Consider the following 23,814-nt stretch of genomic DNA (forward strand, 5'->3'; position numbering starts at 1 on the left):
GACGCTGCCCTCCCCCCTCGTCCGCCACCGCTGACGCGGCGCGGGAGTCCGCCGCCCGCTACCTGGCGCGGACCGGGTGGAACGCACGACGGCCGTCCGGCTTGGCCAGCTCCGCCTTGACGGTGTCCGGGGCGATCCCCGTTCCCACGGCGTTGAAGTACCGGTCCTCGGCCGCGGAGTGCCAGGCGTGCCGGAATCCGGTGTCGGCCACCGGATGGCCCAGGAGCTGCGCGAACAAGGGGTAGCGGAGCTCGTCGTTGCCGAGGTCGGGAGGGTCGGCGGCGGCGTAGTCGTCGAGGAAGGCCCGGGGGAAGCAGGGGCCGATGCCCAGACAGCCGTACGGGGTGCCGTCGTAGCCGAAGCCGGAGCGCGCGTAGGCCAGCAGCTCGCGCCACTCCCGTGCCTCGTCCCGCCCGTTGAGCCAGCGCCAGTCGTCGCCGATGACGCTCAGGGGGGTCGGGGCGGTCAGGCCGACGGCTTCGACGGGGACCATGGCGTAGACCCGCTCCAGGGAGTCCGTCAGCAGAAGATCCCACTCGACGAGATGCAGGACGTCGAAGGACAGCCGGCGGCCGACCTCGCGGTACCAGTCGAGCAGGGCCAGGTCGCCGTTCTTCCAGTTCCAGAAGGCGCTGTGGCGGGAGACGTACAGGCTGTCGAGTCCGAGCAGCCGCTCGCCCGTCAGACGGAAGGCCGCGCCGCGCGCGCCGCCCGCGCCGCCGAAGAGCCCGTGCACCGGTACGCGCGGGTTGAGCCGGCGCAGGAGCGCGACGCGGGCACGGCTGACCAGCGGGTCGCGATGAAAACGGAAGACGACGGCCCGTTCGATGGACACGGTGCAATTTTATGCATATGAGGCACTCTCCGCATATCGCCATAGAATCGAATCGTCACTGGTGACGCGGGTCACCCACCGCGTTCGTTCGGAGGGCCAGAGCATGGACGATTCCCCTGCGCCACTGCCGGGCACCGCGTTCTACACGGTCGCCGACCGGAGGTTCTTCCCCGGACTGGCGGCGCTGATCAACTCCCTCCGGCTGACGGGCCACGACGAGCCCGTGATCGTGGTGGACATCGGTCTCTCACCCGAACAGCGCAACCTGCTCACCGGCCACGCCACCCTCGTGGAGCCGCCGTCACCCGACACGCCCCCGTGGTTCCTCGGCCCCGTCGGCCCCGAGCGACGCCCGGCGGAGGTGATGGTCCTCATCGACGCGGACATGATCGTCACCCGCCCGCTGACGGAGATCACCGAGAAGGCACGGCAGGGCCGCATCGTGGCGTTCGTCGACTGCCCGCCCAACAGCCGCCGCTTCCACCCGGAGTGGGGGACCGCCCTCGGGCTCGGCCCCCTCCGCCGCCAGCCCTATCTGAGCGCCGGACTGGTCGCCTTTCCCCGCAGCCTCAGCGACCGGCTGCTGCCACCGTGGACCGCGGGCCAGCGGACCATCGGACTCACGCACACCAGATACGGCAAGGCAACCCTGGACGACCCCTTCTACTTCGCCGACCAGGACGTGCTCAACGCGGTGCTCGCCGCCCGGTTCGAGCCCGGGGAGCTGGCCGTCATGGAACACCGGCTGACCCCCCATCCGCCGTTCCCCGGCCTGTCACTGACTGACAGGCAGCGACTGACCTGCCGTTACGAGGACGGAACCGAGCCCTTCCTGCTCCACCATGTGCTGGCCAAGCCATGGCTCGCGGCGACCCGGGACACCATCTACTCCACCCTCATGACCCGGCTGCTGCTGGCCCCCGACGTCGCCGTCCGGCTGGACCCGGAGGCGCTGCCGCTGCGGTTGCGCGAGGGACGGGCCGCCGCCCTCGACCGACGCCGGGCCGACGTGGTGACCTTGGTCCACGACCACGGCCGACGCCAGCTCGGCCGGTTCGGCATCCGGACGCGGCTGGCCCGTTGGCGTTCACGCCGAGCCGCCCACTGACGCCGGCATGGGTGCCGAGCAGCCACCCGGCGGGGACGAGGCCCTTTCGGACGACGAGCTGAGACAGCGGGCCAAGGCGGGCGTCTTCCTCGTCAGCACCCGCGGACTCGTCATCCTGCTGCTGGGGTTCGCCGGGAACGTGATCGTGGCCAGGCTGCTGAACCCCCACGACTTCGGTGTGGTCGCCATCGGCATGTCCTTCGTGCTCTTCGCCGGACTCGTCTCCGACGGCGGCCTCGGCGCCGGGCTGATCCGGCGCCGGGAACCCCCGAGCGACGAGGAGCTCGGCGCTCTGAGCGCACTGCAACTGGGCGTGACGGTGGCGATGACCGCCCTCGCCGTGGCGGTGGCGGTCCCGCTCGGCCGGATCGCCTGGGTGACCGCCGTCATGGTCGCCTCCATGCCCTTCGTCGCCCTGCAGTTCCCCGGCCGCATCCTGCTGGAGAGAGCCCTGCTCTACCGGCGGCTCGTCGTGGTCGAGATGACCCAGGTGCTGTGCTTCCAGGGATGGGCCATCGGCACGGTGGCGGCCGGCTTCGGCGTGTGGGGGCTCGCCACCGCGACCGTCGTACGGGCCGTGACCGGGACGGTCGTGATGGGGTTCGTGTGTCCCGCGGGACTGGTCCGGCCACGGCCGGAGTTCCGTCTCATCAGGCCGCTCGTCGGATTCGGCCTGCGGTTCCAGGCCGTCAGCGCGACCTGGCTGCTGCGTGACCAGGTGCTCAACCTCTGCGTCGCCGCTCTCGGCGGAGTCGCCCAACTCGGCCTGTGGACGCTCGCCAAACGGCTGATGGAGATTCCCTACCTGGTCATGCAGTCGCTGTGGCGGGTCTCGTTCCCCACGATGTCACGGCTGTCCGCCGACGAGGAACGATCGGCGCGTCTCGTCCAGCAGGCCGTCGACATCGCCTCGGTGGGCATGGGGTTCGTCCTGACCGTTCTGGCCGGTTCCGCACCGGGCCTGGTGCCCGGTATCTTCGGCGCACAGTGGCGGGAGGCCGCCGTGGTCGTTCCCTGGGCCTGTCTGGGACTGGCCGTCGGCGGGGTCGTCTCGGTTGCCACCCAGGGCTATCTCTACGCGATCGGCGACGCACAGGCCGTGCTGCGGGCGAGCCTGCTGAGCGCCGTCACCTGGCTCGCCGTCGCCCTACCGCTGCTCGCGCCGCTCGGCGTGGTCTCCGTGGGCCTGGGCTGGGCCCTGTCCGCGGCCGTCGAGGCCCTGGTCCTCGGCCGCGCCACCACCCGCCGGATCCCGGTCCGCCTGCTCCGCCCGCTGATCGCCCCCACCCTCCTCGGGGTGTGCGGGGCCTCGCTGGGGTGGACGGTGGCCGCGCAGGGCGGCGGCACTCTGGGGTCGGGCATCGCCGGAGGCGCCTGTGCCGCGGCGCTCTTCACGGCCGGCATGACGGTGGTGGACCGGCGGCTCGTGCGGCAGACGTACGGATTCGCCGCGGCGTCGGTGCGGGCCGCGCTGCCCCGCTCGCACCGGGACGAGAACGGGTGACCCGCTCACGGCTTGACCGCGATCCGCCCCTCGTCCATCCGCAGCAGCAGCAGCCGTTCCCCGGTCCGTTCCAGGAACTCGTCCACCGCCTGGCGCGCCCCCTGCCAGGTGCCGTAGTCGTCGATGAGCAGGACGCCCCCGGAGACCAGACGCGGATAGAGATGCTCCAGCTCGTGCCGGGTGGAGGCGTACCAGTCCGTGTCCAGCCGCAGGATCGAGATCTGCTCGGGCGCGCCGCCGGGCACGGTCTCCTCGACGAGGCCCTGGACGTAGTGGATCCGCTCCTTCGGATAAGGGATGCGGCCGAAGGCCGACTTGACGTCCTCCAGGCTCGCCACGGCCCGGATCAGACTGCCCTCCTCCGACTCGGCGAGCAGACGGGCGGCCGGCTCCCCGTCCCGGCTGCGGTCGTGCTCGCTGGGCGGCGGCATGCCCACGAACGTGTCGAACAGAAACAGATCGCGGTCGGGAGCACCGAGCGAGAGGAGGGTGCGGGCCACGGCGTGCATGCTGCCGCCCCGCCAGACTCCGCACTCCACCACGGCGCCCGGGATGCGGTGGCGCACGACGTACCGGGTCGCCAGGACGAGCGCGTTGATCCGCTCGGGAGGCGTCATGGAGTACGGCCGCACGGCGTCGATCACCGCCTTGGCCTCCTCGTCGTAGTCCGCCGGGTAGTCGTGCGCCGGATCCGGGGCAGCGCGATGGATCTCGAATCCCGTGAGGCGTCCCAGTGCCGCGTTCGCCCTTCGTTTCCATGACATGACGTCAGACGCTATGTGCGGCGGGGTGACCGGCGTGCCGGTGCGCGCTCGTGTCGCGGCGGCTTCCACCGGAGGGCCGCAGCCGGTTCCCCGTCGTGGGCCGAGTGAGTGGATTCGTACCGCCGCACCGGTGTTGCCGGGGTGCGTCGGAGCCTGCCCGGGCGACTGATGAGTCATGAAGAAGGATCAGTTGTTCACCAGACGCCGGGTGTTGATCGCCGGTGCGGCTGCCGCAGGTGCGGCCGGTACGGCCGGTCTGTTCGCGCTGGGCGGCGAGTCCGCCGCCCCCGCCCCCGTGGCGGGCGCCCCCGCCCGCCGCGTTCCCCTCAAGCCCTCCGCCTACCGGCTTCAGCCGCTCACCGGCTACGGGCCCCCGCGAGCCGCGCCCGTCAGGACGCTGGTGCGCCACGAGCCGCTGCTGCGGATCGCGGGCCGCGGCCGGACGATGGTGCTGACCTTCGACGACGGTCCCGATCCCCGCTACACCCCCGACATCCTCGACACCCTGAGCGAGTACGACGTCCGGGCGATGTTCTTCGTGTGCGGGCAAATGGCCTCCGCCCGTCCGGACCTGCTGGAGCGGACGGCCGACGAGGGCCACGTCGTGGGGAACCACACCTGGTCGCATCCGCTGCTGACGCAGCTCTCCCGATCCCTTGTCCACTCTGAGATGAAACGTACCTGCGACGTCATCGAGGAGGCCATCGGCGAACGGCCCGAGTGGTTCCGCGCCCCCTACGGCGCCTGGAACCGCGCCGTCTTCCAGATCGGCGCCGAGCTCGGCATGGAGCCGCTCGCGTGGACCGTGGACTCCCGCGACTGGACGACCCCCGGCACCCGCGCCATCACGCGCCGCGTCGAGAACGGCGCCGGCCCCGGCGTCGTGGTGCTCTCGCACGACGCCGGGGGAGACCGCTCCCAGACCGTTCGGGCGCTGCGCACCTATCTGCCGCAACTGCTGGACGCCGGCTACCACATCACCGTGCCGAGTCGGCAGCAGGTCTGACGCCCGGCGCCCGCCCGGCCGGGGATCCGCTCAGCGGACCTCGACCAGGCGGGCGAAGGCGACCACGTTCCCGTCGTAACCGTTCTGCTGGGAGAAACCGCCGCCGCAGGTGATGACCCGCAATTCGGGGGCGCCCTTGGAGGCGTAGACACGGTCGCCGGGGAAGTTGTTCTTCTCGAACACCTCGATGCCGTAGATCTCGAACACGGCCGTCTTGCCGTCCTTGCGGGCGACCTCGACGAGATTTCCCTTCTTCAGGGCCCCGAGGCCGTAGAAGACCGCCGGGCCCTGTTTGTTGTCCACGTGCCCGACGACCACCGCCGTGCCTTTCTCGCCGGGGGAGACGGCACCGGTGAACCAGCCCGCCAGATTGGGGTCCTCCGGCGGCGGCGCGCCCACCCAGCCGTCCGCGTCCAGACCGACGGCCAGCATGGGCGCGTCGACCCGGATCGCCGGGATCCGCACCCGGTCCGGCACGCCGTACGGCAGCGGGTCCGGGCTCCGGCCGAAGGTGCCGCCCACCGCCGTGCGGCTGTCGGCGGCCGCCGCGGACGCGGGCTGCGGCGGACCCACGTCGAATTCCCCGGACCCGTTGCGAATGAGCGCGAGGCCGGTCAGCAGAACAAGCGCTATCACGCCCCAAGGGGCGCGCTTCTTCCGCCGCTCCTCCTCTTCGGCCAACTCGGCCAGCTCGGACGCAGACATTCGCCATCCCCTCTCGACGCGGCCGTCGCCACGTCATTTCGCGCATACGGGAACGCTAAGCGCCGCACACGAAACCGGCGACGGGGGAGAGACGAACGGGTTAAGCGGGGGGCGGCCGGTGCGCCATCCGAGTAGCGCGGAACAGGAATTTTCTGACGGTCCGTGACCTGCGGCAATATCCGTTTGTGCGGTTCTCTCCCGGCGTGTTGCCTCACCAGGACGGACCATTGCCGAAATGCGGTCGTCCGCATGGCATCTGAGGGTCGTTCCGGGAGGCGTTTTCTCGCCGATCGACCGGGGACGGGCCCCGGGGCGCCTTCCGCGGAGGATCACATGCGCAACTCTCGTGCTCTGGCGGTCTCCGCCGCAGCGGTCGCAGCTCTCGGGCTCGCCGCCCCCGCGGCCGTCGCGTGGGACAGTGCCAGCAACATCGTCGCCCTGCCCAGCGTCATCGCGCGCGGCGGCCAGATGACCATCACCGTCGACGGCTGCCCCCAGGGTGGTACCGCGACCTCCGGTGCCTTCCCGTCGACCCGCCTGACGCCCATCAACGGCGCCAACGAGACGTCGAAGGGCACCGCCACCATCAACAGCGACGCGGCCCCCGGGTCGTACAGCATCACCGTCAACTGCACCGGCCGTCAGCCGCTGACGCGCGACGCGGCGTTCACCGTCATCGGCGGTGTCCGCGGCGGTCTCGGCGGCTCCAGCACCAGCGGCGCCACCCCGACCGACATGGCCATCGGCGGCGGTCTGGTGGCGCTGGCCGCCATCGGCGGCGGTGTGTTCTGGATGCGCCGCCGCGCCGAGAAGCGCGCCTGACACCGTCCGCTCCCTGCGGACGTGGCGCACGGCGGCAACGGGTCGGCCCCGGATCCCAGGATCCGGGGCCGACCCGTTGCGGGCGCGGGGGCCGTCAGGCGCCCTCGCCCTCCTCGCCCGTGCGACGGCGGGAGAAGTGGTACGCCGCCCCGATCGAGCCCGCGATCAGCGCGGCGCCGAGCCCGATCTCCTTGAGATCGAACCCGCCGATGGTGCCGCCCTCACCGGCGTGCACACCGTACGGCGGCGTGAGCGGCAGCGCGGTGGGGCCGATCGGGCGGCCGCCGGCGATGGTCAGGTCCGTGGAGCCGCTCACCCCGTCACAGGTGAACGTCACCCGGTACATCACCCCGGGTTTCGCGTCCCAGTCGACCGTCGCCGTGGCCGAGGAATGGTGCGGTGTGATGCTCACGGTGTCGAAGACGCCGGAGGTCACCGTGACCGTGCCCCGGCAGCCGCCGTCGCGGTCCACGCGCAGGGTGACCTGGCCGCCGGCGGCGATGGTCGAGGGCAGGACGCTGAAGCCGAACGGCGTGATGTCGTGGTCGCCCTTCGCGGCGGCGGCCGGCGCGAAGCAGGCGAGAGCGGTTGCGCCCAGCAGTGCGGCCGAGGCGACGCGTATCGCGCGCATGGTCAATCCTCCGGTCCCCGAGGAGCAGCTGCGGACCTTTTCCGCTTGCGCCAGAAATGCACCTCGATGACCGAAACGCTAGGAAGGTGCGCACAGGTGCGCGAACGCAGTCGGGCGAATGGGGCACGTGTGTGCGCCGGGCGGGGGACGGCGACGGCGTGGCGGCCGCCGGCGGGCCCGCGGACGGTGAAGGGGCGTCAGCCCGCCGCCGTGTCCGTGCGCCGACTGTGTACGGGCGGGGCGGGCGGGGCGGGGCGGGCGGCGCCCCGGGAGCCGGGGCGGGCGGGCCGTTCGTGCGCGGGACTTCGCCGGGGCCGGTCGTGTGCGGGTGGCGGGTGGCGGGTGAGGCGGCCTCGGGACCTTCGGGCCGTCCATGCGCGGGCCTCGCCGGGCCCGGCCGTGTGGCGACTGCGGTGAGGCCGCCCCGCATCCTTCGGGCCGTCAGTCCCGTACGGCCGGGAACAGACGCCCCGCATCCTTCGGCCGTCAGTCCCGTACGGCCGGGAACAGATGCCGGAACGGCTCCGCCGAGGCCGTGATGCCCCGGCTGTAGGGCGCGTCGAAGTCCCAGATGAGGAACAGCAGGAAGGCGATGAGCGCGGAGAACAGCCCGGCGAGGACGAGTTCGCGCGGGGTCCGCCGGATCTGCAGGGCCAGCACCATGCCGACGGTGATCACGGCCCCCGCGAGCAGCCCGAACCACACCACCCCCGGCATCGTCGCCCCGATCGAGGTGGCCCGGGAGCTGCGGGCCTGGTCGGCGGCGGCGACCTGGTCCACCAGCGGCTGGTAGGCCTGGGCCTCGAAGTCGTTGCGGGGCTCGTAGTCGGTGACGTCCCTGCGGATGCGCGCCAGCAGTTCCTCGCCCCGCTCGCTCACCTCGCCGTGGTCGGCCATGTGCTTCCACTCGGTGTGCACGACGTGTCCGACATAGGCGTTGACATCCTCCCGGATCCGGTCACGGACGTCGGCCGGATAGACCCGGACCCGCTCCGAGACCTCGTGCAGCGCCTGGGCCTCGGCCCGCACCTGCTCCTGGGCGCCGCTGCGCGCCTCCCAGACGCCCGCGATGGCGAGACCCAGCACGATGGCGTACACCACGCCGATCCACATCGTCATGTACTCGATGACGTCGGGGGTTTCGCTGGGGTCCTCGTCGTCGCGCGCCGCGCGGTTGCGCAGCAGGGTGATCGCGACGACCACCGCGCACGCGGCGAGCATCGCGAGGGTGAGAACAAGCCATTCCGGCAAAAGGAGCCTCCAGGGTCAGCGCGCCCGCAGGGCGGCCACGGCGATCACCGCGGGAACGGTGATGAGCAGGACGAAGGTGAGCGGCGAGGTGCCGTCGTGTGCGACGCGCTGCTGGCGCGGCGCCTTGTACGGCGGGTAGCTCACCGGGGTCGCCGAGGGGCGCGGCGTGGGGCTCGGCTTCGGCTCGGGTGGCGGCGTGGGGGTGGGAGTCGGCTTAGGCGTGGGAGGGGGCGGCGGGGGTGCCGGAGCCGGGGGCGGCAGCGCCGGGGGCGTGGGCCGCGGACGGGGCTTGGGCGGAGGGGGCGGCTCCGGAGCGGGCGTGGGAGGGGGCGTCGGCGTCGGCGTCGGTTCGGGAGGGGTCGGCGTGGGTGTGGGGGTGGGTGTGGGCGTCGGGGTGGGCGTGGGTGTGGGTGTGGGCGTGGGTTCCGGGCACGGCGGGGGAGGCGTCGGCTCGGGGCACGGCGTCGGCCAGGTCCGGCCGCCCGCGACCGCGACCGCCACCGTGCCGCCGGGCCCGGAGGACGCGAAGGCGCACGCGTCGGCGGCCGCGTCGTGGACCGGCAGGCCCGCCAGGGCCCAGGACAGCGCCGCCACGGCCAACACCCGCACGGCGACCGCGCGACGGGTCGGTTCGGCTCGATGCACGACCGAGATCCTGAGCCCTCCCGCGGCCCGCCATGCCCTGACCCGGAGGGGATTGCCCCGAACGGGGGATGTGGTGGGCGGGGAGGTTTGAACGGCGTTGACGGACTTCCGAAAAGAAATCCCCGCCGGACTGAACACCGGCCCGCCCCCCTGCGTACTCCATGCCGTGCGGCGGCGGCAGCAGTCCGTCGCAACAGCCTTGGAATCATGGGGAGTTGACGATGAAGACCTCCTGGCGGAGCGCCTCGATCGTGGCGAGCGCCGTGGCCGTGCTGGCGCTGACGACGGCGTGCGGTCAGGAAAAGGCGGACGGTACGGGCAGCCAGAACGTGGGTGCGACCGTGCCGGCCGGTGGATACGGGGCGGACGCGGGCGGCGGGTACAACACCGGTGCCGGAGGCGCGCAGGACGGACAGGCCGACGGGGCCGATGCCGCCGGACAGTCCGCCGAGGGCGGCGGCAAGCTCGCCGTCTCCGCCAACGCCGAACTGGGCGAGGTGCTCACCGACAGCGCGGGCCGCACCCTGTACCGCTTCGACCAGGACACCGCGGAGCCGCCGAAGACGAACTGCGCGGGCGACTGCGCCACCGCCTGGCCGCCGGTCCTGTCCGACGACGCCGCCGCCGGCGAGGGCGTCGACCCGGCCCTGCTGGGCGAGGTCACCCGCCCCGACGGCACCAAGCAGCTCACCGTCGGCGGCTGGCCCGCCTACCGCTACGCCAAGGACGCCCAGCCCGGCGACACCAACGGCCAGGGCGTCGGCGGCACCTGGTACGCGCTGGCCCCCGACGGCAAGAAGGCCAAGCTGACCGATCTGCCGGGTCTGTCCACCCGCGAGGACCCCAAGCTGGGGGAGATCGTCGTGGACGGCAACGGCATGACCGTCTACCGGTTCATGAAGGACGAGGCCTGGCCGAAGCCGGTCTCCGCCTGTGTCGGCGCCTGCCTGGAGAAGTGGCCGGTCGTCGAGCCCGTCGCCGCCAACGACACCAAGGGCGTGCAGAAGAAGGGCCTGATGAGCTTCACCCGTCCCGACGGGGCCAAGCAGCAGACGGTCAACTGCTGGCCGATCTACACCTTCGCCGGTGACAAGGCGCCCGGCGACACCAACGGTCAGGGCGTGGGCGGCACGTGGTATGCCGTGTCGCCCGAAGGCAAGCCGATCGGCGCTCCCAAGGAGTAGCCAGGCCTGCCCCCAGTGGTCCGTCCCTCCGCCCCCTCGGAGGGGCGGACCGCTTTGGTGTGTTTGCAATGGTTTACCGCACGCGTCAATTCGGCACGTGCCACAGGCAGTGACCGGGAACGGATGGTCAATTTCCGTTTCGGCTCGCTCCTTTGGCGGGCGATCAGTAGCCTCTGCTCGAACACCGGATCGCCAACGCCTTGGAGAGATAGATGGAGCGTCCCGCCTGGGCCCCACGGAGCATCGACATCTCGGTGCCGAGCGTTTCCCGGATCTACGACTATTACCTCGGCGGTTCGCACAACTTCGAGGTCGACCGGGAAGCCGCTCGAAAGGCGATGGAGTTCATGCCGGGCCTGCCCAAGATCATGCAGGCTAACCGGGCTTTCATGCGCCGCGCGGTGCGGCACGCGGCCGGCGAGGGCATCACGCAGTTCCTCGACATCGGTTCGGGCATCCCTACGCACGGGGCCGTCCATGAGGTCGCCCGGACCGTCCGTCCCGACGCGCACGTGGTCTACGTCGACAACGACCCGGTCGCCGTCGCGCACAGCCGGGCGGTGCTCGCGGGCAACGAGCAAACGGACGTCGTCGCCGCCGACCTCAGGAAGCCCCAGGACATCCTCGGAAGTCCCGAAGTGGGGCGACTGATCGACCTGAACCGACCGGTCGCGCTGCTTCTGGTTGCCATACTGCACTTCGTGGAAGACACGGACGACCCGTACGGAGCGGTGGCCGGGCTGCGCGACGCGCTCGCCCCCGGCAGCATGCTGGTGCTCACGCACGCCTCGTACGAGGGAATCCCGGTCCCCGCCGAGCGGGCCGAGGGTGCGGTGGACGTGTACAGGGACATTCGCAACCCGCTGATCATGCGCTCGCGCGACGAGATCGCGCGGTTCTTCGAGGGGTACGACATGGTGGAACCCGGACTGGTGGCGATGCCGCACTGGCGGCCCGACACCGCACCGCAGGACGAGGATCCTTACGCGTTCTCCGGTTTCGCGGGCGTGGGGCGTACGGCGTGACCGCGGAACCGGACGGGCCGGAGGACAGACTGCGCCGGTTCGCGACGATCTGGAGCCGGGCCGTGTTCCCGGTCACCGCGACGTCGTTGACCCGGCCCGAATTCGAGACGCAACTGCGTCCGCTCGCCCGGCGGTTGAGCGAGGCGCTGCGTGCCAGGGCGTTCGACGCGGCCGCGGGCCGGGCGGTCGGCGCCGCCCTCGTCGACGTGCACTGCACCGACCCCGAGGCGCTCAGCCGCACCCTCGACTGCGTCGACGCCTACCTGGTGCTCTACTGCGGCGAGGACGGCGTCCAGGAGGACCTGCGGGCGCGTTCCGCGCGGCTCCAGCACGCCATGGCCGCCGGCTTCGCCCAGGAACTGCGCGAACGCACCCTCGCCGAGCAGGAGTCCATCGCCCAGGCCGCGCTGCGCGCCCAGGGTGTCGTGGCCCAGGCCCTGCACGCCAGCGAGGCCCGCTTCCGCGCGGTGTTCGAGGGCGCGGCCATAGGGATCGGCATCGCCGACCTGGACGGCAACATCCTGGAGGTCAACGACGCGCTGCTGCGCATGTTCGGTGGCTTCGAGCAGAACATCCGCGGCCGCAACGTCCGCGACTGGACGCACGCCGAGGACGCCCCGCAGGTGTGGCCGCTGTACGAGGAACTGGTGCGCGGCGAGCGCGAGCACTACCACGTCGAGAAGGCCTTCTACCGCCCTGACGGCACCGTGCTGTGGACCAACCTCACGGTGTCCCTGCTGCGCGACCCCGAGGGACGCCCGCAGTACCAGCTGGCACTGATGGAGGACACCACCGAGCGCCGGCTGCTCAACCTGCGGCTGCGCTACGAGGCCACCCACGACGCCCTGACCGGCCTGCCCAACCGCACCCTGTTCTTCGAGCGCCTGGAGAAGGCCCTCGCCGCCGCGCCCGGCCAGCGCTTCGGCCTGTGCTACCTCGACCTGGACGGCTTCAAGACCATCAACGACAGCCTCGGCCACGCGGCCGGCGACCGGCTGCTCGTGGAGATCGCCGACCGGCTGCAGTCCTGCGCCACCGCGCCGGGCGAGATGGTCGCCCGTCTGGGCGGTGACGAGTTCGTGGCGCTGACGACCGGCCAGGACACCCGGCACGAGGTCGACGAACTGGCCGCCCGCATCATGAACGCGCTGCTCGCCCCGGTCCGCATCGAGGGCCGCGAGCTCACCGTGCGCGGCAGCATCGGCGTCGTCGAGGGCCCGGCGGGCGGCGAGCGCAGCGCGGCGGAGGTGCTGCGCAGCGCCGACATCACCATGTACCGGGCCAAGTCGGCGGGCGGCAACCGCTTCGAGCTGGCCGACCCCGAGGCCGACGCCCGCGCGATCACCCGGCACGGCCTGACCACGGCGCTGCCCACCGCCCTGGAACACGGCGAGTTCTTCATCGAGTACCAGCCCATCGTCCACCTCGGGGACGGCAGTGTCCGGGGTGCCGAGGCCCTGGTGCGCTGGCTGCACCCGCAGCACGGCGTCCTCGGCCCGGACCGCTTCATCCCGCTCGCCGAACACACCGGCCTCATCGTGCCGTTGGGCCGCTGGGTGCTGGAGCAGTCGGTCCGCCAGGCCCGCGAGTGGCGCGAACGGCATGCCGGGGGCGGCCCGTTGCGCATCAACGTCAACCTCTCGCCCTGCCAGCTCAGTCACCCGCGCCTGGTCCAGGACACCGTGGACATCCTGGAGGCCGCCGGCGTCACTCCCGATGCCCTCTGCCTGGAGGTCACCGAGTCGGCCCTGATCGGCGCCGACGACGACCTGCTCAAGCCGCTGCGCCGGCTGGCGGAGATGGGCGTGGACATCGCCCTGGACGACTTCGGCACCGGCTACTCGAACCTGGCCAACCTGCGCCGCCTTCCGGTGAGCGTCCTCAAACTGGACCGCTCCTTCACCCAGAGCATGCAGCGGTTCCCGGCCGACCCGGTCGACCTCAAGATCGTGGAGGGCATCGTCTCCCTCGCCCACAGCCTCGACCTCGCGGTCACGGTCGAGGGCGTCGAGACGGGAGCCCAGGCGGAACAGCTCCGCATACTCGGCTGCGACACGGCCCAGGGCTGGTACTACGCCCGCCCGGGCCCACCGGAACGCCTGCACGAACTGGCCCTGGCAGACGCGACGGGGTGAGGCGGGCCACCCTGGAGGGGGCCCTGAAGGGGCGCGGGGCCGTACCGACATCGCGGCCCCGCCGCAAAACCCCGATGCGGCCGGCGGGCGAGCGCGTCGCTGTATCGGTCTGCGCCCCGCCGCAACGCCCTGAAGGGACGCGTGGCTCTACCGGCATGCGGCTCCGCCACAACGCCCTGAGGGGGCGGAGCTGTACCGATGTACGGCCCCCGCCACAACGCCCTGAAGGGGCGCGGGGAACTGCGCGAACACCACAGCGAACGGAAAGCCCGAAACCAAGCGCACCCCCCCGGCGAAACCGTCACCGTTCCAACAGCATCCGCTGCAACTCCCGCGCCGCCCGCGGCGGAGCCACGTCACTGCGATGCGCGAGCGCGATCGTGCGATGAAGTCCGGGCCGGGCCAGCGGAGTCACCCGCAGCCCGAGCCCGGACCGCGCGGCGACCATCCGCGGAACGACCGCCACCCCCAGCCCGGCCCGCACGAACCCCAGCACCGCGTCCATCTCCCCGCCCTCGACCGCGAAATCCGGCTCGAACCCCGCGGAGCGGCACGCGGCGACGGTCAGTTCCCGCAGGTCGTACCCGTGCCGGAACATCACCAGCCGCTGCCCCTCCAGATCGGCGACGGCCACCGTCCGCCGCGCGCCGGGCCACGGCGAGTCCGGCGAGGAGATGACCACGAGGTCCTCCCGGAGCAGCCCGACCGTCGTCAGCGCGGGAGACGGCGTGGGCAGCGGCTGCACCACCAGTGCGAGATCGAGCGCGCCGCGCGCCAGCTGACGTACGAGATCGAGCGAGCCGCCCTCCTCGATCAGCAGCCGGATGCCCGGATACCGGTCGTGGAAGGCCCGCAGCACATCCGGCAGCAGCCCCGTGCACAGGCTCGGCGTCGCGCCCAGCCGCACCCGCCCCCGCCGCAGCTGCACCAGCTCCTGCACCTCGTGCCGGGCGGTGTCGGCGTCCGCGAGGATGCGCCGGGCCAGCGGCAGCAGCGCCTCACCCGCGTCGGTCAGCGTGATGTTGCCGCGCGCCCGCAGGAACAGATCGGCGCCCAGCTCCCGCTCCAGCGCCTTGATCTGCTGGGACAGGGACGGCTGGGCGACATGGACCGCCTCGGCGGCCCGGGTGAAGTGCCGGGTCTCGGCGACCGCCACGAAGTACTGGAGTTGCTGGAACTGCACCCAGCCAGCATAGCCAATGTCTATGGAAACGAGCTGGACCATGTCTTGGACCGATGAGGGCCGGCGGCCCTAACGTCGTGACCCATGGCTCTGGCAACGCGGACGGACCGACGGCCGTCGATGGCGCGCACCATCTGGGACAGCTCCGTCGGCAAGAAGACCGTGATGGCCGTCAGCGGCGTGATCATGCTGCTCTACCTGGTCGTCCACGCCTTCGGCAACCTCAAGATCTTCTTCGGTCCCGGGGACTTCAACCACTACGCCCACTGGCTGCGCACGCTCGGTGAACCGTTCGTGCACTACGGATGGACGCTGTGGCTGATCCGCGTCGTGCTGATCGTCGCCGTGGTCGCGCACGCCGTCTCCGCCTACCAGCTCAGCCGGCGCGACATCAGGGCACGGCCGAGCAGGTACGCGCACAGCAGGCGCCGGGCGAGCTACGCCACCCGGACCATGCGCTGGGGCGGGATCATCCTCGCCCTGTTCATCGTCTGGCACATCCTGGACCTGACCACCGGCCACGTGCACACCGGCGGCTTCCAGGAGGGCCACCCCTACGAGAACGTGGTGGACACCTTCTCCACCTGGTACGGCAACGTGATCTACATCGTGGCGATGCTCGCCGTCGGCCTCCATGTGCGGCACGGCTTCTGGAGCGCCGCCCAGACCCTCGGCGTCGGCAGCCGCACCCGTGACCGCGCCCTGAAGGCGAGCGCCGACGTCCTCGCCCTGCTGCTCACGGCCGGCTTCATCGCCGTGCCCGTGGGCGTGATGACCGGAGTGGTGAGCTGAAGATGAACCCCTACACGCACTACCGGACCGGCGACCCGGTCGTCGACGGCAAGGCGCCCGCCGGGCCCGTCGACGAGCGCTGGGACAAGCGCCGCTTCGAGGCCAAGCTGGTCAACCCGGCCAACCGGCGCAAGCACACGGTGATCGTCGTCGGTACCGGCCTCGCGGGCGGCTCGGCCGGGGCCACCCTCGCCGAACAGGGCTACCACGTCGTCCAGTTCTGCTACCAGGACTCCCCGCGCCGCGCGCACTCGATCGCGGCCCAGGGCGGCATCAACGCGGCGAAGAACTACCGCAACGACGGCGACTCGGTGCACCGGCTCTTCTACGACACCGTCAAGGGCGGCGACTTCCGCGCCCGCGAGTCCAATGTGCACCGCCTCGCCCAGATCTCCGTCGAGATCATCGACCAGTGCGTGGCGCAGGGCGTGCCCTTCGCCCGCGAGTACGGCGGCCTGCTCGACACCCGCTCCTTCGGCGGCGTCCAGGTCTCGCGCACCTTCTACGCCCGCGGTCAGACGGGGCAGCAGTTGCTGCTCGGCGCCTACCAGGCGCTGTCCCGGCAGATCGCCGCGGGCAACGTCGAGCTGCATCCGCGCACCGAGATGCTCGACCTGATCGTCGTGGACGGCCGGGCACGCGGGATCGTGGCGCGGGACCTGATCACGGGCCGCGTCGACACCTACTTCGCGGACGCCGTCGTCCTCGCCAGCGGCGGCTACGGCAACGTCTTCTATCTGTCGACGAACGCCATGAACTCCAACGCCACCGCGATCTGGCGGGCCCACCGGCGCGGCGCCTACTTCGCCAACCCCTGCTTCACACAGATCCACCCGACCTGCATCCCGCGCACCGGCGACCACCAGTCCAAGCTGACGCTGATGAGCGAGTCGCTGCGCAACGACGGCCGGATCTGGGTGCCGAAGGCCAAGGGCGACACGCGTCCCGCGCACCGGATCCCCGAGGACGAGCGCGACTACTACCTGGAGCGCGTCTACCCGTCCTTCGGCAACCTGGTGCCGCGAGACATCGCCTCCCGCGCCGCGAAGAACGCCTGCGACGAGGGCCGGGGCGTCGGTCCCGGTGGGCAGGGCGTCTACCTGGACTTCGCCGACGCCATCCAGCGGATGGGCCGGGCGGCCGTCGAGGCGAAGTACGGCAACCTCTTCGACATGTACCAGCGGATCACCGACGAGGATCCGTACGAGGTGCCGATGCGGATCTACCCGGCCGTGCACTACACGATGGGCGGCCTGTGGGTCGACTACGACCTCCAGACCACCGTCCCCGGCCTGTTCGCGATCGGCGAGGCCAACTTCTCCGACCACGGCGCGAACCGGCTGGGCGCGTCCGCGCTGATGCAGGGACTCGCCGACGGCTACTTCGTGCTGCCGTCCACCATCAACGACTACCTCGCCCGCAACCCCCGCCAGGAGCCGGTCACCGCCGGACACCCCGCCGTTCAGGAGGCGTTGGCCGAGACGGAGGACCGGCTCAACCTGCTCCTGGCGGTCGACGGAGACCGCACCCCCGACTCCTTCCACCGTGAACTCGGCGAGCTGATGTGGGAGTTCTGCGGCATGGCCCGCAATGGCGCCGGACTGCGCAAGGCATTGGAGCGCATCCCGCAGATCCGCGAGGAGTTCTGGCGGCGCATCAAGGTGCCCGGAACCGGCGAGGAGTTCAACCAGTCGCTGGAGAAGGCCAACCGCGTCGTCGACTACCTGGAACTCGCCGAGCTGATGTGCCTCGACGCGCTGCACCGCTCCGAGTCCTGCGGCGGGCACTTCCGCGAGGAGTCCCAGACACCGGACGGCGAGGCGGCCCGCAGGGACGAGGAGTTCTCCTACGCGGCCGCCTGGGAGTTCACCGCCACCGGGACCGCGCCGGTCCTGCACCAGGAAGACCTCGTCTTCGAGTACGTCCACCCCACCCAGCGGAGCTACGCATGAGGCTCAACCTGCGCGTATGGCGGCAGCGGAACGCCGACGCCGACGGCGCCATGTCCACGTACGAGGTGGACGGCATCTCGCCCGACATGTCCTTCCTGGAGATGCTGGACACCCTCAACGAGGAACTCATCCTGCGCGGTGAGGATCCCGTGGCCTTCGACCACGACTGCCGCGAGGGCATCTGCGGCGCGTGCTCGCTCGTGATCAACGGCGACGCGCACGGACCGGAGCGCACCACGACCTGCCAGCTGCACATGCGGTCCTTCGAGGACGGCGACACGATCGACGTCGAGCCGTGGCGGGCGTCGGCGTTCCCGGTGATCAAGGACCTCGTCGTCGACCGGTCGGCGTTCGACCGGATCATCCAGGCCGGCGGGTACATCACCGCGCCCACCGGCTCCGCCCCGGAGGCGCACGCCACCGCGGTGCCCAAGCCCGACGCCGACCTCGCCTTCGAGCACGCGGAGTGCATCGGATGCGGGGCGTGCGTGGCGGCCTGTCCGAACGGCGCCGCGATGCTGTTCACCTCTGCCAAGATCAACCATCTGAACGTGCTGCCGCAGGGGGCGCCCGAGCGGGAGACGCGGGTGCTGGACATGGTGGCGCAGATGGACGAGGAGGGCTTCGGGGGGTGCACGCTGGCCGGTGAGTGCGCGACGGCATGCCCCAAGGGGATTCCGCTGGTGTCCATCACGGGCATGAACAAGGAGTGGCTGCGAGCCGTGCGCAAGGCCAAGCGGTAGCACCCCGCGGGTTCTGCCCGCCGGCGCCGTAGGGGTTCCGCCGTCGTTCGGCCGCGGAAGCGCCGTGGCCGGCCGCGCCCCGCGGCGCAGCCGCACATCGGCACAGCCCCGCGCCCCTGAGGGCTTGATGTGAACGTTCGCCAGGACGTGCGGACGGGCGGGGCCGGGGACGGTGCTCATCCCCGGCCCCGTCTCGCGTCACGCCGCCCCGCCCCTGGCATTCAACATCCTCACATCCGCTCTCCCGGCACAGGTCACGTACACGACAACCGGTATCGGAAGAACAGGGGTGTCCCCAGCCCCGCTCCACCGGCCCGTGCCCAGGAGAGAGCCATGTCCGGCGTCACCACCCTCGACCGCCCCCCGCAGCAGGCGGCACCCACCCGCTACACCGTCACCCTGGCCCGCACCGAGGACGACGTGCGTGCCGCGCAGCGACTGCGTCACGAGGTCTTCGCGGGAGAGATGGGAGCCCACCTGACCACCGCGCAGCCCGGGCTCGACATCGACGAGTTCGACGCCTACTGCGATCACCTGCTGGTCCGGGACACCCTGACCGGCCAGGTCGTCGGCACCTACCGGCTGCTCCCGCCGGAGCGCGCCGCGGTCGCCGGGCGGCTGTACTCGCAGGGCGAGTTCGAGCTGTCGCGGCTGGACGGCATCCGCCCCGGCCTGGTCGAGGTCGGCCGCTCCTGTGTGCACCCCGACCACCGCGACGGCGCGGTCATCGGCCTGATCTGGGCCGGGATCGCCCGCTACATGGTCGACGGCGGCCACGAGTGGCTCGCGGGCTGCTGCTCGCTGCCCCTCGCCGACGGCGGCGCTCTCGCGGCCGGCACCTGGGACCGGGTGAAGGCCAAGCACCTCGCCCCGGAGGAGTTCCAGGTACGGCCGCTGGTGCCCTGGAGCGCCGAGGGCGTCACCCGGCCCGTGGGCCGCACCGAGCTGCCGCCCCTGCTGCGCGGCTATCTGCGCCTGGGCGCCTGGGTGTGCGGCGAGCCCGCGTACGACGCGGACTTCAAGGTCGCCGACCTGTATGTGCTGCTGTCGATGCGCCGGGTCGACGCGCGCTACCTCAAGCACTTCCTCTCGCTCGTCCCGGCCTGATGAGCGTCTGGCTGCCCAGCGCGCCCTGCACCTCGCGCGCGTGCGTGGCGGCGTCCGGGCCGTCCGCCGTGGCCGTGGCACGTGGTGTGCTGCGGCTCACGGCGGTGGTGGGGCTGATCCTCGCCGGGATCGTCGTGTCCCCGCTGGGCGGGCGGATCCCCGCCGCTCTGGTGCGGCGCTGGTGCCGGTGGATCGTGCGCTCGGCCGGGGTGCGGCTGCGCATCACCGGCGACGCCGCGTCCACCGGCGGGCTGCTGCTGGTCGCCAACCACATCTCCTGGCTCGACATCCCGCTGCTGGCCGCCGTACGCCCGGCCCGCATGCTGGCCAAGAAGGAGATACGCGACTGGCCCGTGGCGGGGCCGCTCGCCGCGCGCGGCGCCGTCTTCATCGACCGGGACCGGCTGCGGGCGCTGCCCGACACGGTCGCCCTGCTCGCCGACGCCCTGCGCTCCGGCGCGGCCGTCGGCGTCTTCCCCGAGGGCAGCACATGGTGCGGCCGCGCCCAGGGCCGCTTCCGGCGGGCGGTGTTCCAGGCGGCCCTCGACGCGGGCGTCCCCGTCCAGCCGGTCCGTATCCGCTACCGGCTCACCGACGGTTCGGCCACCACGCTGCCCGCCTTCATCGGCGACGACTCCCTGCTCACCTCGGTGTGGCGGGTGGTCACCACCCGCCATGTGACCGCCGAGGTCGACGTCCACCCGCCCATCGCCCCCCTGTCCCACCCCGACCGCCGCACCCTGGCCCGCGCGGCGGAACACGGCACGGTGGGCGGCGGCCCGGACTGGACCCACGCGACACTCGTGGCCTAGCCGCGCCCCCGGGGCCGGTGCCGGTTCCGGCCGGGCCCCCCGGGCGCCACGCCCGCGCCAGCGCGGCCGGCTCGGCGATCGTCCGGCCCGCGAAGGTCACCGCGAGCGCGTCGGGCCGCAGCCTGCTGCCATCGCAGAGCGCGCAGGGCGCCGCCGGGAAGCGCTCCGCCCTGGCCCGCGGTGTGGGGCTCCTGGAGTCGGAGAACGCCTTCATCACATAGCGCCGCGCGCTCATGTACGCGCCCTGGTAAGGGCGTTGGATGCGGTCCGCCTCCCTGACCGGGTGCACGGTGACGACCGGCTGCTCGTCCGTGAACAGGATCCACTCCCGCTGCCCGGCGGGCAGCAGGGCGAGCTGTTCCGCTACGCGCTGGACCGGCGGCACCATCTGGAGAGCGCCGAAGTGCCCGCCTCCGACGCCACCCTCACCGCGCACCGCGCGCTGATGGCGGTGCCGGCCGAGAAGCGCCGCGCGGTGCTCGCCTCGCCGCAGGGCCGTCGGCAGCTCGCGCGGGCGGGGATGACCTGGGAGTCGCTCGCGGGCTGGCTCCTGGGGCCGATGGACGCCGCCGCGTGGGAGGCCATCATCCGCTCCATGGGCCTGATGGCGCTCACCCGCAATCTGCGCAACTTCGACGAGGCCGGGGTGAGCGACGAGGCCGCCGAGCAGGTCGCCGCCCGGCTCGCGGACCCGGAGGAGGTGCGCCGCTCGCGGCAGTTCCCCTACCGGTTCCTGTCGGCGTACGGGCGTCAACCGCCAACGTGCCCGCGCTGCCGGGCCGCACGCTGGTGCTGGTGGACACCTCCGGCTCGATGCAGGGCGCGGTCTCGGCCAAGTCGATGATCCGGCACATCGACGTCGGCGCCCTGTTCGGCGTCGCCCTCGCGGCCCGTGGCTGTGAGGTCGACCTGTGGGGCTTCGCGGACCATGCCTTCCGGCACGAACTGGCGCCGGGCCGTGGGGTGCTGGGCCAGACCGAGGAGTTCTGCGGCCGCGTCGGCGAGGTCGGCTGGGGCACTCGGACCGTGGCCTCGCTGAGGCAGGCGTACCGCGGCCACGACCGGGTGGTGATCATCTCCGACATGCAGGCCTTCGCGTACCCGGGCGACGGCGGCCCGGGCACACGCGAGTGGGGTCCGCGCGGCTGGCAGAAGAAGCGGCTGTCCGTGTCCGAGGCCGTCCCGGCCGACGTGCCGATGTTCGGCGTCGACACCACCGGCTACGCCAAGGCGTCCATCGACAGCGGCGCACCGCACCGCTACGAGGTCGGCGGCTTCTCCGACCAGCTGTTCACCATGGTGGACCTGCTGTCCCGGGGCGTGGACGCCGGCCGGCCCCGGGAACAGTGAGTCCGGGCTCCGGAAGCCCTTGTTCCCCGCCTAGGGTGAGGGCGTGACCACCGACAGCCGACGGCCGCTCGCCGTGTTCGACCTGGACAACACCCTCGCCGACACCGCCCACCGCCAGCGCTTCCTGCAGGCCAGGCCGCGCGACTGGGACGCGTTCTTCGCGGCCGCGCCCCAGGACCCGCCGATCCCGCGGGGCGTGGCGCTGGCGGTGGAGAGCGCCGAGGAATGCGAGGTCGTGTACCTCACCGGGCGGCCCGAGCGCTGCCGCCGGGACACGCTGGAGTGGCTCGCGGCGCACGGACTGCCCGAGGGGCGGCTCCACATGCGGCGCAACGCCGACCGCAGGCCCGCCCGGCACACCAAGCTGGAGGTCCTGCGCCGCCTCGCCCGGACCCGCGAGGTGCGGATGCTGGTGGACGACGACGAGCTGGTGTGCGAGGACGCCCAACGGGCGGGCTTCCGGGTGGTACGGGCCCGCTGGACCGCCCCGTCGACCGAGCTCAGGGCGGCCCAGGAGGGCGAGGGGCGGACCTGAGCGGCCTCAGTCCGACTCCTCCAGGCGGAAGCCGACCTTGAGACCGACCTGCCAGTGCGCGATGTCGCCGTTCTCGATCTGGCCCCTGACCTGGGTGACCTCGAACCAGTCCAGATTGCGGAGGGTCTGCGAGGCGCGGGTGATGCCGTTGCGGACGGCCTGGTCGACGCCGTCGGGCGAGGTTCCGACGATCTCGGTGACCCGGTAGGTGTGGTTCGACATGCGGGTGCTCCTCCTGCGATGACGGCAGCGCCGCGTGTGGCGCGCGTCACTCCACCGTGCCCCAGGCGGCGGCGGAGCGCGAGGCGTCGACCTGTCGCCCCTTGACCTCCGCATTGGTACATACCAAAATCCTGCTTCACCCGTACGGGCTTCCTCGGCCCGTCCCCCCACGTCGGGTTCCTTTGCCCTGTCCGTCAGGCAGAACAGGACCGACCCCGTGAAACGCCGCCTCCTCGCCCTCGTCTGCGTGTCCGCCTCCCTCGTCGGGGGATGCGGTCTGCTGCCGGGCAGCACCGAACGGCAGACCGTCACCGTGTGGCTGATGAAGGACAGTGCCTCCGCCGAATACCTCAAACGCTTCACGGAGGACTTCGAACGCGCCCACGCCGACATCGACCTCGACATCCGCATCCAGGAGTGGACCGGCATCGGCGCCAAGGTCCAGACCGCGCTGGAGGCGAAGGGCGAGGACGCCGAGCCCGGACCCGATGTCATCGAGGTCGGCAACACGCAGGTGCCGCAGTACGTCGACGGCGGCGAACTCGTCGACCTCACCCTGGAGTCCGTGCGCGACTGGGGGAGCGCGCAGTGGCTGCCCGGCCTCGCCGAACCGGGCAAGCTGCGCGGCCACCAGTACGGCATCCCCTGGTACGCCGCCAACCGCGTGGTGATCTACCGCAAGGACCTCTTCGCCGAGGCCGGTGTCACCGCGCCGCCCAAGACCCGCGAACAGTGGCTCGACGTCACCGAGAAGCTGGACTCCGACGGCAACCAGGGCATCTACCTGGCCGGACAGGACTGGTACACCCTCGCCGGATTCATCTGGGACGAGGGCGGCGAGCTGGCCGAGGACACCGGGGGCACCTGGCAGGGCGCACTGGACAGCCCGGAGGCTCTGCGGGGCATCGAGTACTACCGCAGCCTCCAGGCCCTCGGCGACGGACCGATCGACGCGGACGAGGAACACCCGCCCCAGGCGGGCGAGTTCGCGAAGGGCGAGATAGCCCAGATCGTGGCCGTCCCCGGCCTCGCCCGGGTGATCCTGCAGCAGAACCCCGAACTGGAGGGCAAGCTGGGCTACTTCCCCGTGCCCGGCCGCACCGCCGCACAGCCCGGGGCCGTGTTCACCGGCGGCTCCGACCTCGTCGTACCCGAGAACACCGATGTGCGCGACCGCGCGATCGAGGTGGTCGAGGCGCTCACCGGGGCCAAGTGGAACACCGACCTGGCCCGCACCATGAACTACGTGCCCAACAAGACCACGCTCGCCGACGCCGTCGCGGGAGAGGAGGGCGTCGCCGCCATGGCGGCCGGGGCCGCACAGGGCCGGGCCACCCCCACCACGCCCGAGTGGGCCGAGGTGGAGGCGGACAACCCCATCAAGCCGTACATGACCCGGGTGCTCGGCGGCGCCGACCCCGCGACGGAGGCCCGCCGCGCCTCCGAGCAGATCACCGACCGGCTGTCGCTGTCCTGAGCGGGCGCCGCACCGGGCGGCCCCGC

Annotated in this window: 25 protein-coding genes and 1 pseudogene; 16 read left to right on the forward strand and 10 right to left on the reverse strand. The window is 72.0% G+C overall.

What is annotated here, in order from left to right; all coding sequences use genetic code 11:
* Positions 1-58: 58 nt before the first annotated feature.
* Positions 59-835: a hypothetical protein gene (locus tag ABZZ79_RS10130; RefSeq protein WP_356688446.1), complete on the reverse strand. Its 777-nt coding sequence runs from the start codon at positions 833-835 to the stop codon at positions 59-61.
* Between the two features lie 103 nt (positions 836-938).
* On the opposite strand from ABZZ79_RS10130, the gene ABZZ79_RS10135 reads away from it, so the two are divergent.
* Together ABZZ79_RS10135 and ABZZ79_RS10140 are read left to right on the forward strand one after the other, a co-directional pair.
* The gene (locus tag ABZZ79_RS10135) at positions 939-1,943 is read left to right on the forward strand and encodes a hypothetical protein (RefSeq protein WP_356688447.1); all 1,005 of its coding nucleotides are present in this window, start codon (positions 939-941) and stop codon (positions 1,941-1,943) included.
* 7 nt (positions 1,944-1,950) lie between these two features.
* On the forward strand, positions 1,951-3,447 hold the full coding sequence (locus ABZZ79_RS10140; RefSeq protein ID WP_356688448.1) for an oligosaccharide flippase family protein: 1,497 nt from the start codon (positions 1,951-1,953) through the stop codon (positions 3,445-3,447).
* A 5-nt stretch (positions 3,448-3,452) separates the two neighbouring features.
* Here the strand turns inward: ABZZ79_RS10140 and ABZZ79_RS10145 are convergent, their stop codons facing one another.
* Entirely contained in the window at positions 3,453-4,211 is a 759-nt protein-coding gene (locus ABZZ79_RS10145) for a TylF/MycF/NovP-related O-methyltransferase (RefSeq protein ID WP_356688449.1), read from the reverse strand.
* A gap of 175 nt (positions 4,212-4,386) precedes the next feature.
* Between ABZZ79_RS10145 and ABZZ79_RS10150 the strand changes: the two genes are divergently transcribed.
* Positions 4,387-5,217, forward strand: coding sequence for a polysaccharide deacetylase family protein (locus ABZZ79_RS10150; protein ID WP_356688450.1), 831 nt, complete (start codon positions 4,387-4,389; stop codon positions 5,215-5,217).
* 30 nt (positions 5,218-5,247) lie between these two features.
* Here ABZZ79_RS10150 and ABZZ79_RS10155 read toward each other — a convergent pair whose 3' ends face one another.
* Complete coding sequence (locus ABZZ79_RS10155) at positions 5,248-5,922, reverse strand: class F sortase (RefSeq protein ID WP_356688451.1); 675 nt, start codon at positions 5,920-5,922, stop codon at positions 5,248-5,250.
* Positions 5,923-6,255: 333 nt separating this feature from the next.
* On the opposite strand from ABZZ79_RS10155, the gene ABZZ79_RS10160 reads away from it, so the two are divergent.
* Positions 6,256-6,744, forward strand: a complete 489-nt coding sequence (locus ABZZ79_RS10160) for a hypothetical protein (RefSeq protein WP_356688452.1) — start codon at positions 6,256-6,258, stop codon at positions 6,742-6,744.
* A gap of 94 nt (positions 6,745-6,838) precedes the next feature.
* Here ABZZ79_RS10160 and ABZZ79_RS10165 read toward each other — a convergent pair whose 3' ends face one another.
* The 4 genes from ABZZ79_RS10165 to ABZZ79_RS10180 form a co-directional block, all read right to left on the reverse strand.
* Entirely contained in the window at positions 6,839-7,375 is a 537-nt protein-coding gene (locus tag ABZZ79_RS10165; protein ID WP_356688453.1) for a hypothetical protein, read from the reverse strand.
* Positions 7,376-7,861: 486 nt separating this feature from the next.
* Entirely contained in the window at positions 7,862-8,626 is a 765-nt protein-coding gene (locus ABZZ79_RS10170; RefSeq protein ID WP_356688454.1) for a DUF4239 domain-containing protein, read from the reverse strand.
* 15 nt (positions 8,627-8,641) lie between these two features.
* Positions 8,642-8,770: a hypothetical protein gene (locus ABZZ79_RS10175; protein WP_356688455.1), complete on the reverse strand. Its 129-nt coding sequence runs from the start codon at positions 8,768-8,770 to the stop codon at positions 8,642-8,644.
* Between the two features lie 70 nt (positions 8,771-8,840).
* On the reverse strand, positions 8,841-9,086 hold the full coding sequence (locus tag ABZZ79_RS10180; RefSeq protein WP_356688456.1) for a hypothetical protein: 246 nt from the start codon (positions 9,084-9,086) through the stop codon (positions 8,841-8,843).
* A 406-nt stretch (positions 9,087-9,492) separates the two neighbouring features.
* Here ABZZ79_RS10180 and ABZZ79_RS10185 point away from each other — a divergent pair, with 406 nt between their 5' ends.
* The 3 genes from ABZZ79_RS10185 to ABZZ79_RS10195 all read left to right on the forward strand — a co-directional run bounded on the left by ABZZ79_RS10185 (position 9,493) and on the right by ABZZ79_RS10195 (position 13,615).
* Positions 9,493-10,455 carry an SCO0930 family lipoprotein gene (locus ABZZ79_RS10185; protein WP_356688647.1) on the forward strand — a complete coding sequence of 321 codons (963 nt, stop codon included), beginning with the start codon at positions 9,493-9,495 and terminating at the stop codon, positions 10,453-10,455.
* A gap of 212 nt (positions 10,456-10,667) precedes the next feature.
* Entirely contained in the window at positions 10,668-11,480 is an 813-nt protein-coding gene (locus tag ABZZ79_RS10190; protein ID WP_356688457.1) for an SAM-dependent methyltransferase, read from the forward strand.
* Positions 11,477-13,615 (forward strand): EAL domain-containing protein, encoded by a 2,139-nt coding sequence (locus ABZZ79_RS10195; RefSeq protein ID WP_356688458.1) that lies wholly within the window; start codon positions 11,477-11,479, stop codon positions 13,613-13,615. Before ABZZ79_RS10190 ends, ABZZ79_RS10195 begins: the two co-directional genes overlap by 4 nt.
* 301 nt (positions 13,616-13,916) lie before the next feature.
* Here ABZZ79_RS10195 and ABZZ79_RS10200 read toward each other — a convergent pair whose 3' ends face one another.
* Positions 13,917-14,798, reverse strand: a complete 882-nt coding sequence (locus tag ABZZ79_RS10200) for a LysR substrate-binding domain-containing protein (RefSeq protein ID WP_356688459.1) — start codon at positions 14,796-14,798, stop codon at positions 13,917-13,919.
* Positions 14,799-14,918: 120 nt separating this feature from the next.
* Between ABZZ79_RS10200 and ABZZ79_RS10205 the strand changes: the two genes are divergently transcribed.
* The 5 genes from ABZZ79_RS10205 (at position 14,919) to ABZZ79_RS10225 (ending at position 20,204) form a co-directional block, all read left to right on the forward strand.
* Positions 14,919-15,590 carry a succinate dehydrogenase gene (locus ABZZ79_RS10205; protein WP_356688648.1) on the forward strand — a complete coding sequence of 224 codons (672 nt, stop codon included), beginning with the start codon at positions 14,919-14,921 and terminating at the stop codon, positions 15,588-15,590.
* A gap of 2 nt (positions 15,591-15,592) precedes the next feature.
* Positions 15,593-17,542, forward strand: coding sequence for a fumarate reductase/succinate dehydrogenase flavoprotein subunit (locus ABZZ79_RS10210; protein ID WP_356688460.1), 1,950 nt, complete (start codon positions 15,593-15,595; stop codon positions 17,540-17,542).
* Positions 17,539-18,285, forward strand: coding sequence for a succinate dehydrogenase/fumarate reductase iron-sulfur subunit (locus ABZZ79_RS10215; protein WP_356688461.1), 747 nt, complete (start codon positions 17,539-17,541; stop codon positions 18,283-18,285). The genes ABZZ79_RS10210 and ABZZ79_RS10215 overlap by 4 nt, the downstream gene beginning before the upstream one ends.
* A 333-nt stretch (positions 18,286-18,618) precedes the next feature.
* On the forward strand, positions 18,619-19,392 hold the full coding sequence (locus ABZZ79_RS10220; RefSeq protein ID WP_356688462.1) for a GNAT family N-acyltransferase: 774 nt from the start codon (positions 18,619-18,621) through the stop codon (positions 19,390-19,392).
* Positions 19,392-20,204, forward strand: coding sequence for a lysophospholipid acyltransferase family protein (locus tag ABZZ79_RS10225; RefSeq protein ID WP_356688463.1), 813 nt, complete (start codon positions 19,392-19,394; stop codon positions 20,202-20,204). The genes ABZZ79_RS10220 and ABZZ79_RS10225 overlap by 1 nt, the downstream gene beginning before the upstream one ends.
* 58 nt (positions 20,205-20,262) lie before the next feature.
* Here the strand turns inward: ABZZ79_RS10225 and ABZZ79_RS10230 are convergent.
* Positions 20,263-20,550 (reverse strand): annotated as a pseudogene (locus tag ABZZ79_RS10230) (ABC transporter); the annotation flags it as partial.
* A 174-nt stretch (positions 20,551-20,724) separates the two neighbouring features.
* Between ABZZ79_RS10230 and ABZZ79_RS10235 the strand changes: the two are divergent.
* From ABZZ79_RS10235 to ABZZ79_RS10245, 3 genes are read left to right on the forward strand one after another with little or no spacing between them, the layout of a single operon-like run.
* Entirely contained in the window at positions 20,725-21,048 is a 324-nt protein-coding gene (locus tag ABZZ79_RS10235; protein WP_356688649.1) for a TROVE domain-containing protein, read from the forward strand.
* Positions 20,967-21,554 (forward strand): hypothetical protein, encoded by a 588-nt coding sequence (locus tag ABZZ79_RS10240; RefSeq protein ID WP_356688655.1) that lies wholly within the window; start codon positions 20,967-20,969, stop codon positions 21,552-21,554. The genes ABZZ79_RS10235 and ABZZ79_RS10240 overlap by 82 nt, the downstream gene beginning before the upstream one ends.
* A 43-nt stretch (positions 21,555-21,597) precedes the next feature.
* Positions 21,598-22,089, forward strand: coding sequence for a hypothetical protein (locus ABZZ79_RS10245; protein ID WP_356688464.1), 492 nt, complete (start codon positions 21,598-21,600; stop codon positions 22,087-22,089).
* A gap of 6 nt (positions 22,090-22,095) precedes the next feature.
* Here ABZZ79_RS10245 and ABZZ79_RS10250 read toward each other — a convergent pair whose 3' ends face one another.
* The gene (locus tag ABZZ79_RS10250; protein ID WP_356688465.1) at positions 22,096-22,311 is read right to left on the reverse strand and encodes a dodecin; all 216 of its coding nucleotides are present in this window, start codon (positions 22,309-22,311) and stop codon (positions 22,096-22,098) included.
* Positions 22,312-22,528: 217 nt separating this feature from the next.
* On the opposite strand from ABZZ79_RS10250, the gene ABZZ79_RS10255 reads away from it, so the two are divergent.
* Positions 22,529-23,788, forward strand: coding sequence for an extracellular solute-binding protein (locus tag ABZZ79_RS10255; protein WP_356688466.1), 1,260 nt, complete (start codon positions 22,529-22,531; stop codon positions 23,786-23,788).
* Positions 23,789-23,814 lie beyond the last annotated feature (26 nt).

This window comes from Streptomyces sp. NPDC006458, from assembly GCF_040612135.1.
GTDB lineage: Bacteria > Actinomycetota > Actinomycetes > Streptomycetales > Streptomycetaceae > Streptomyces.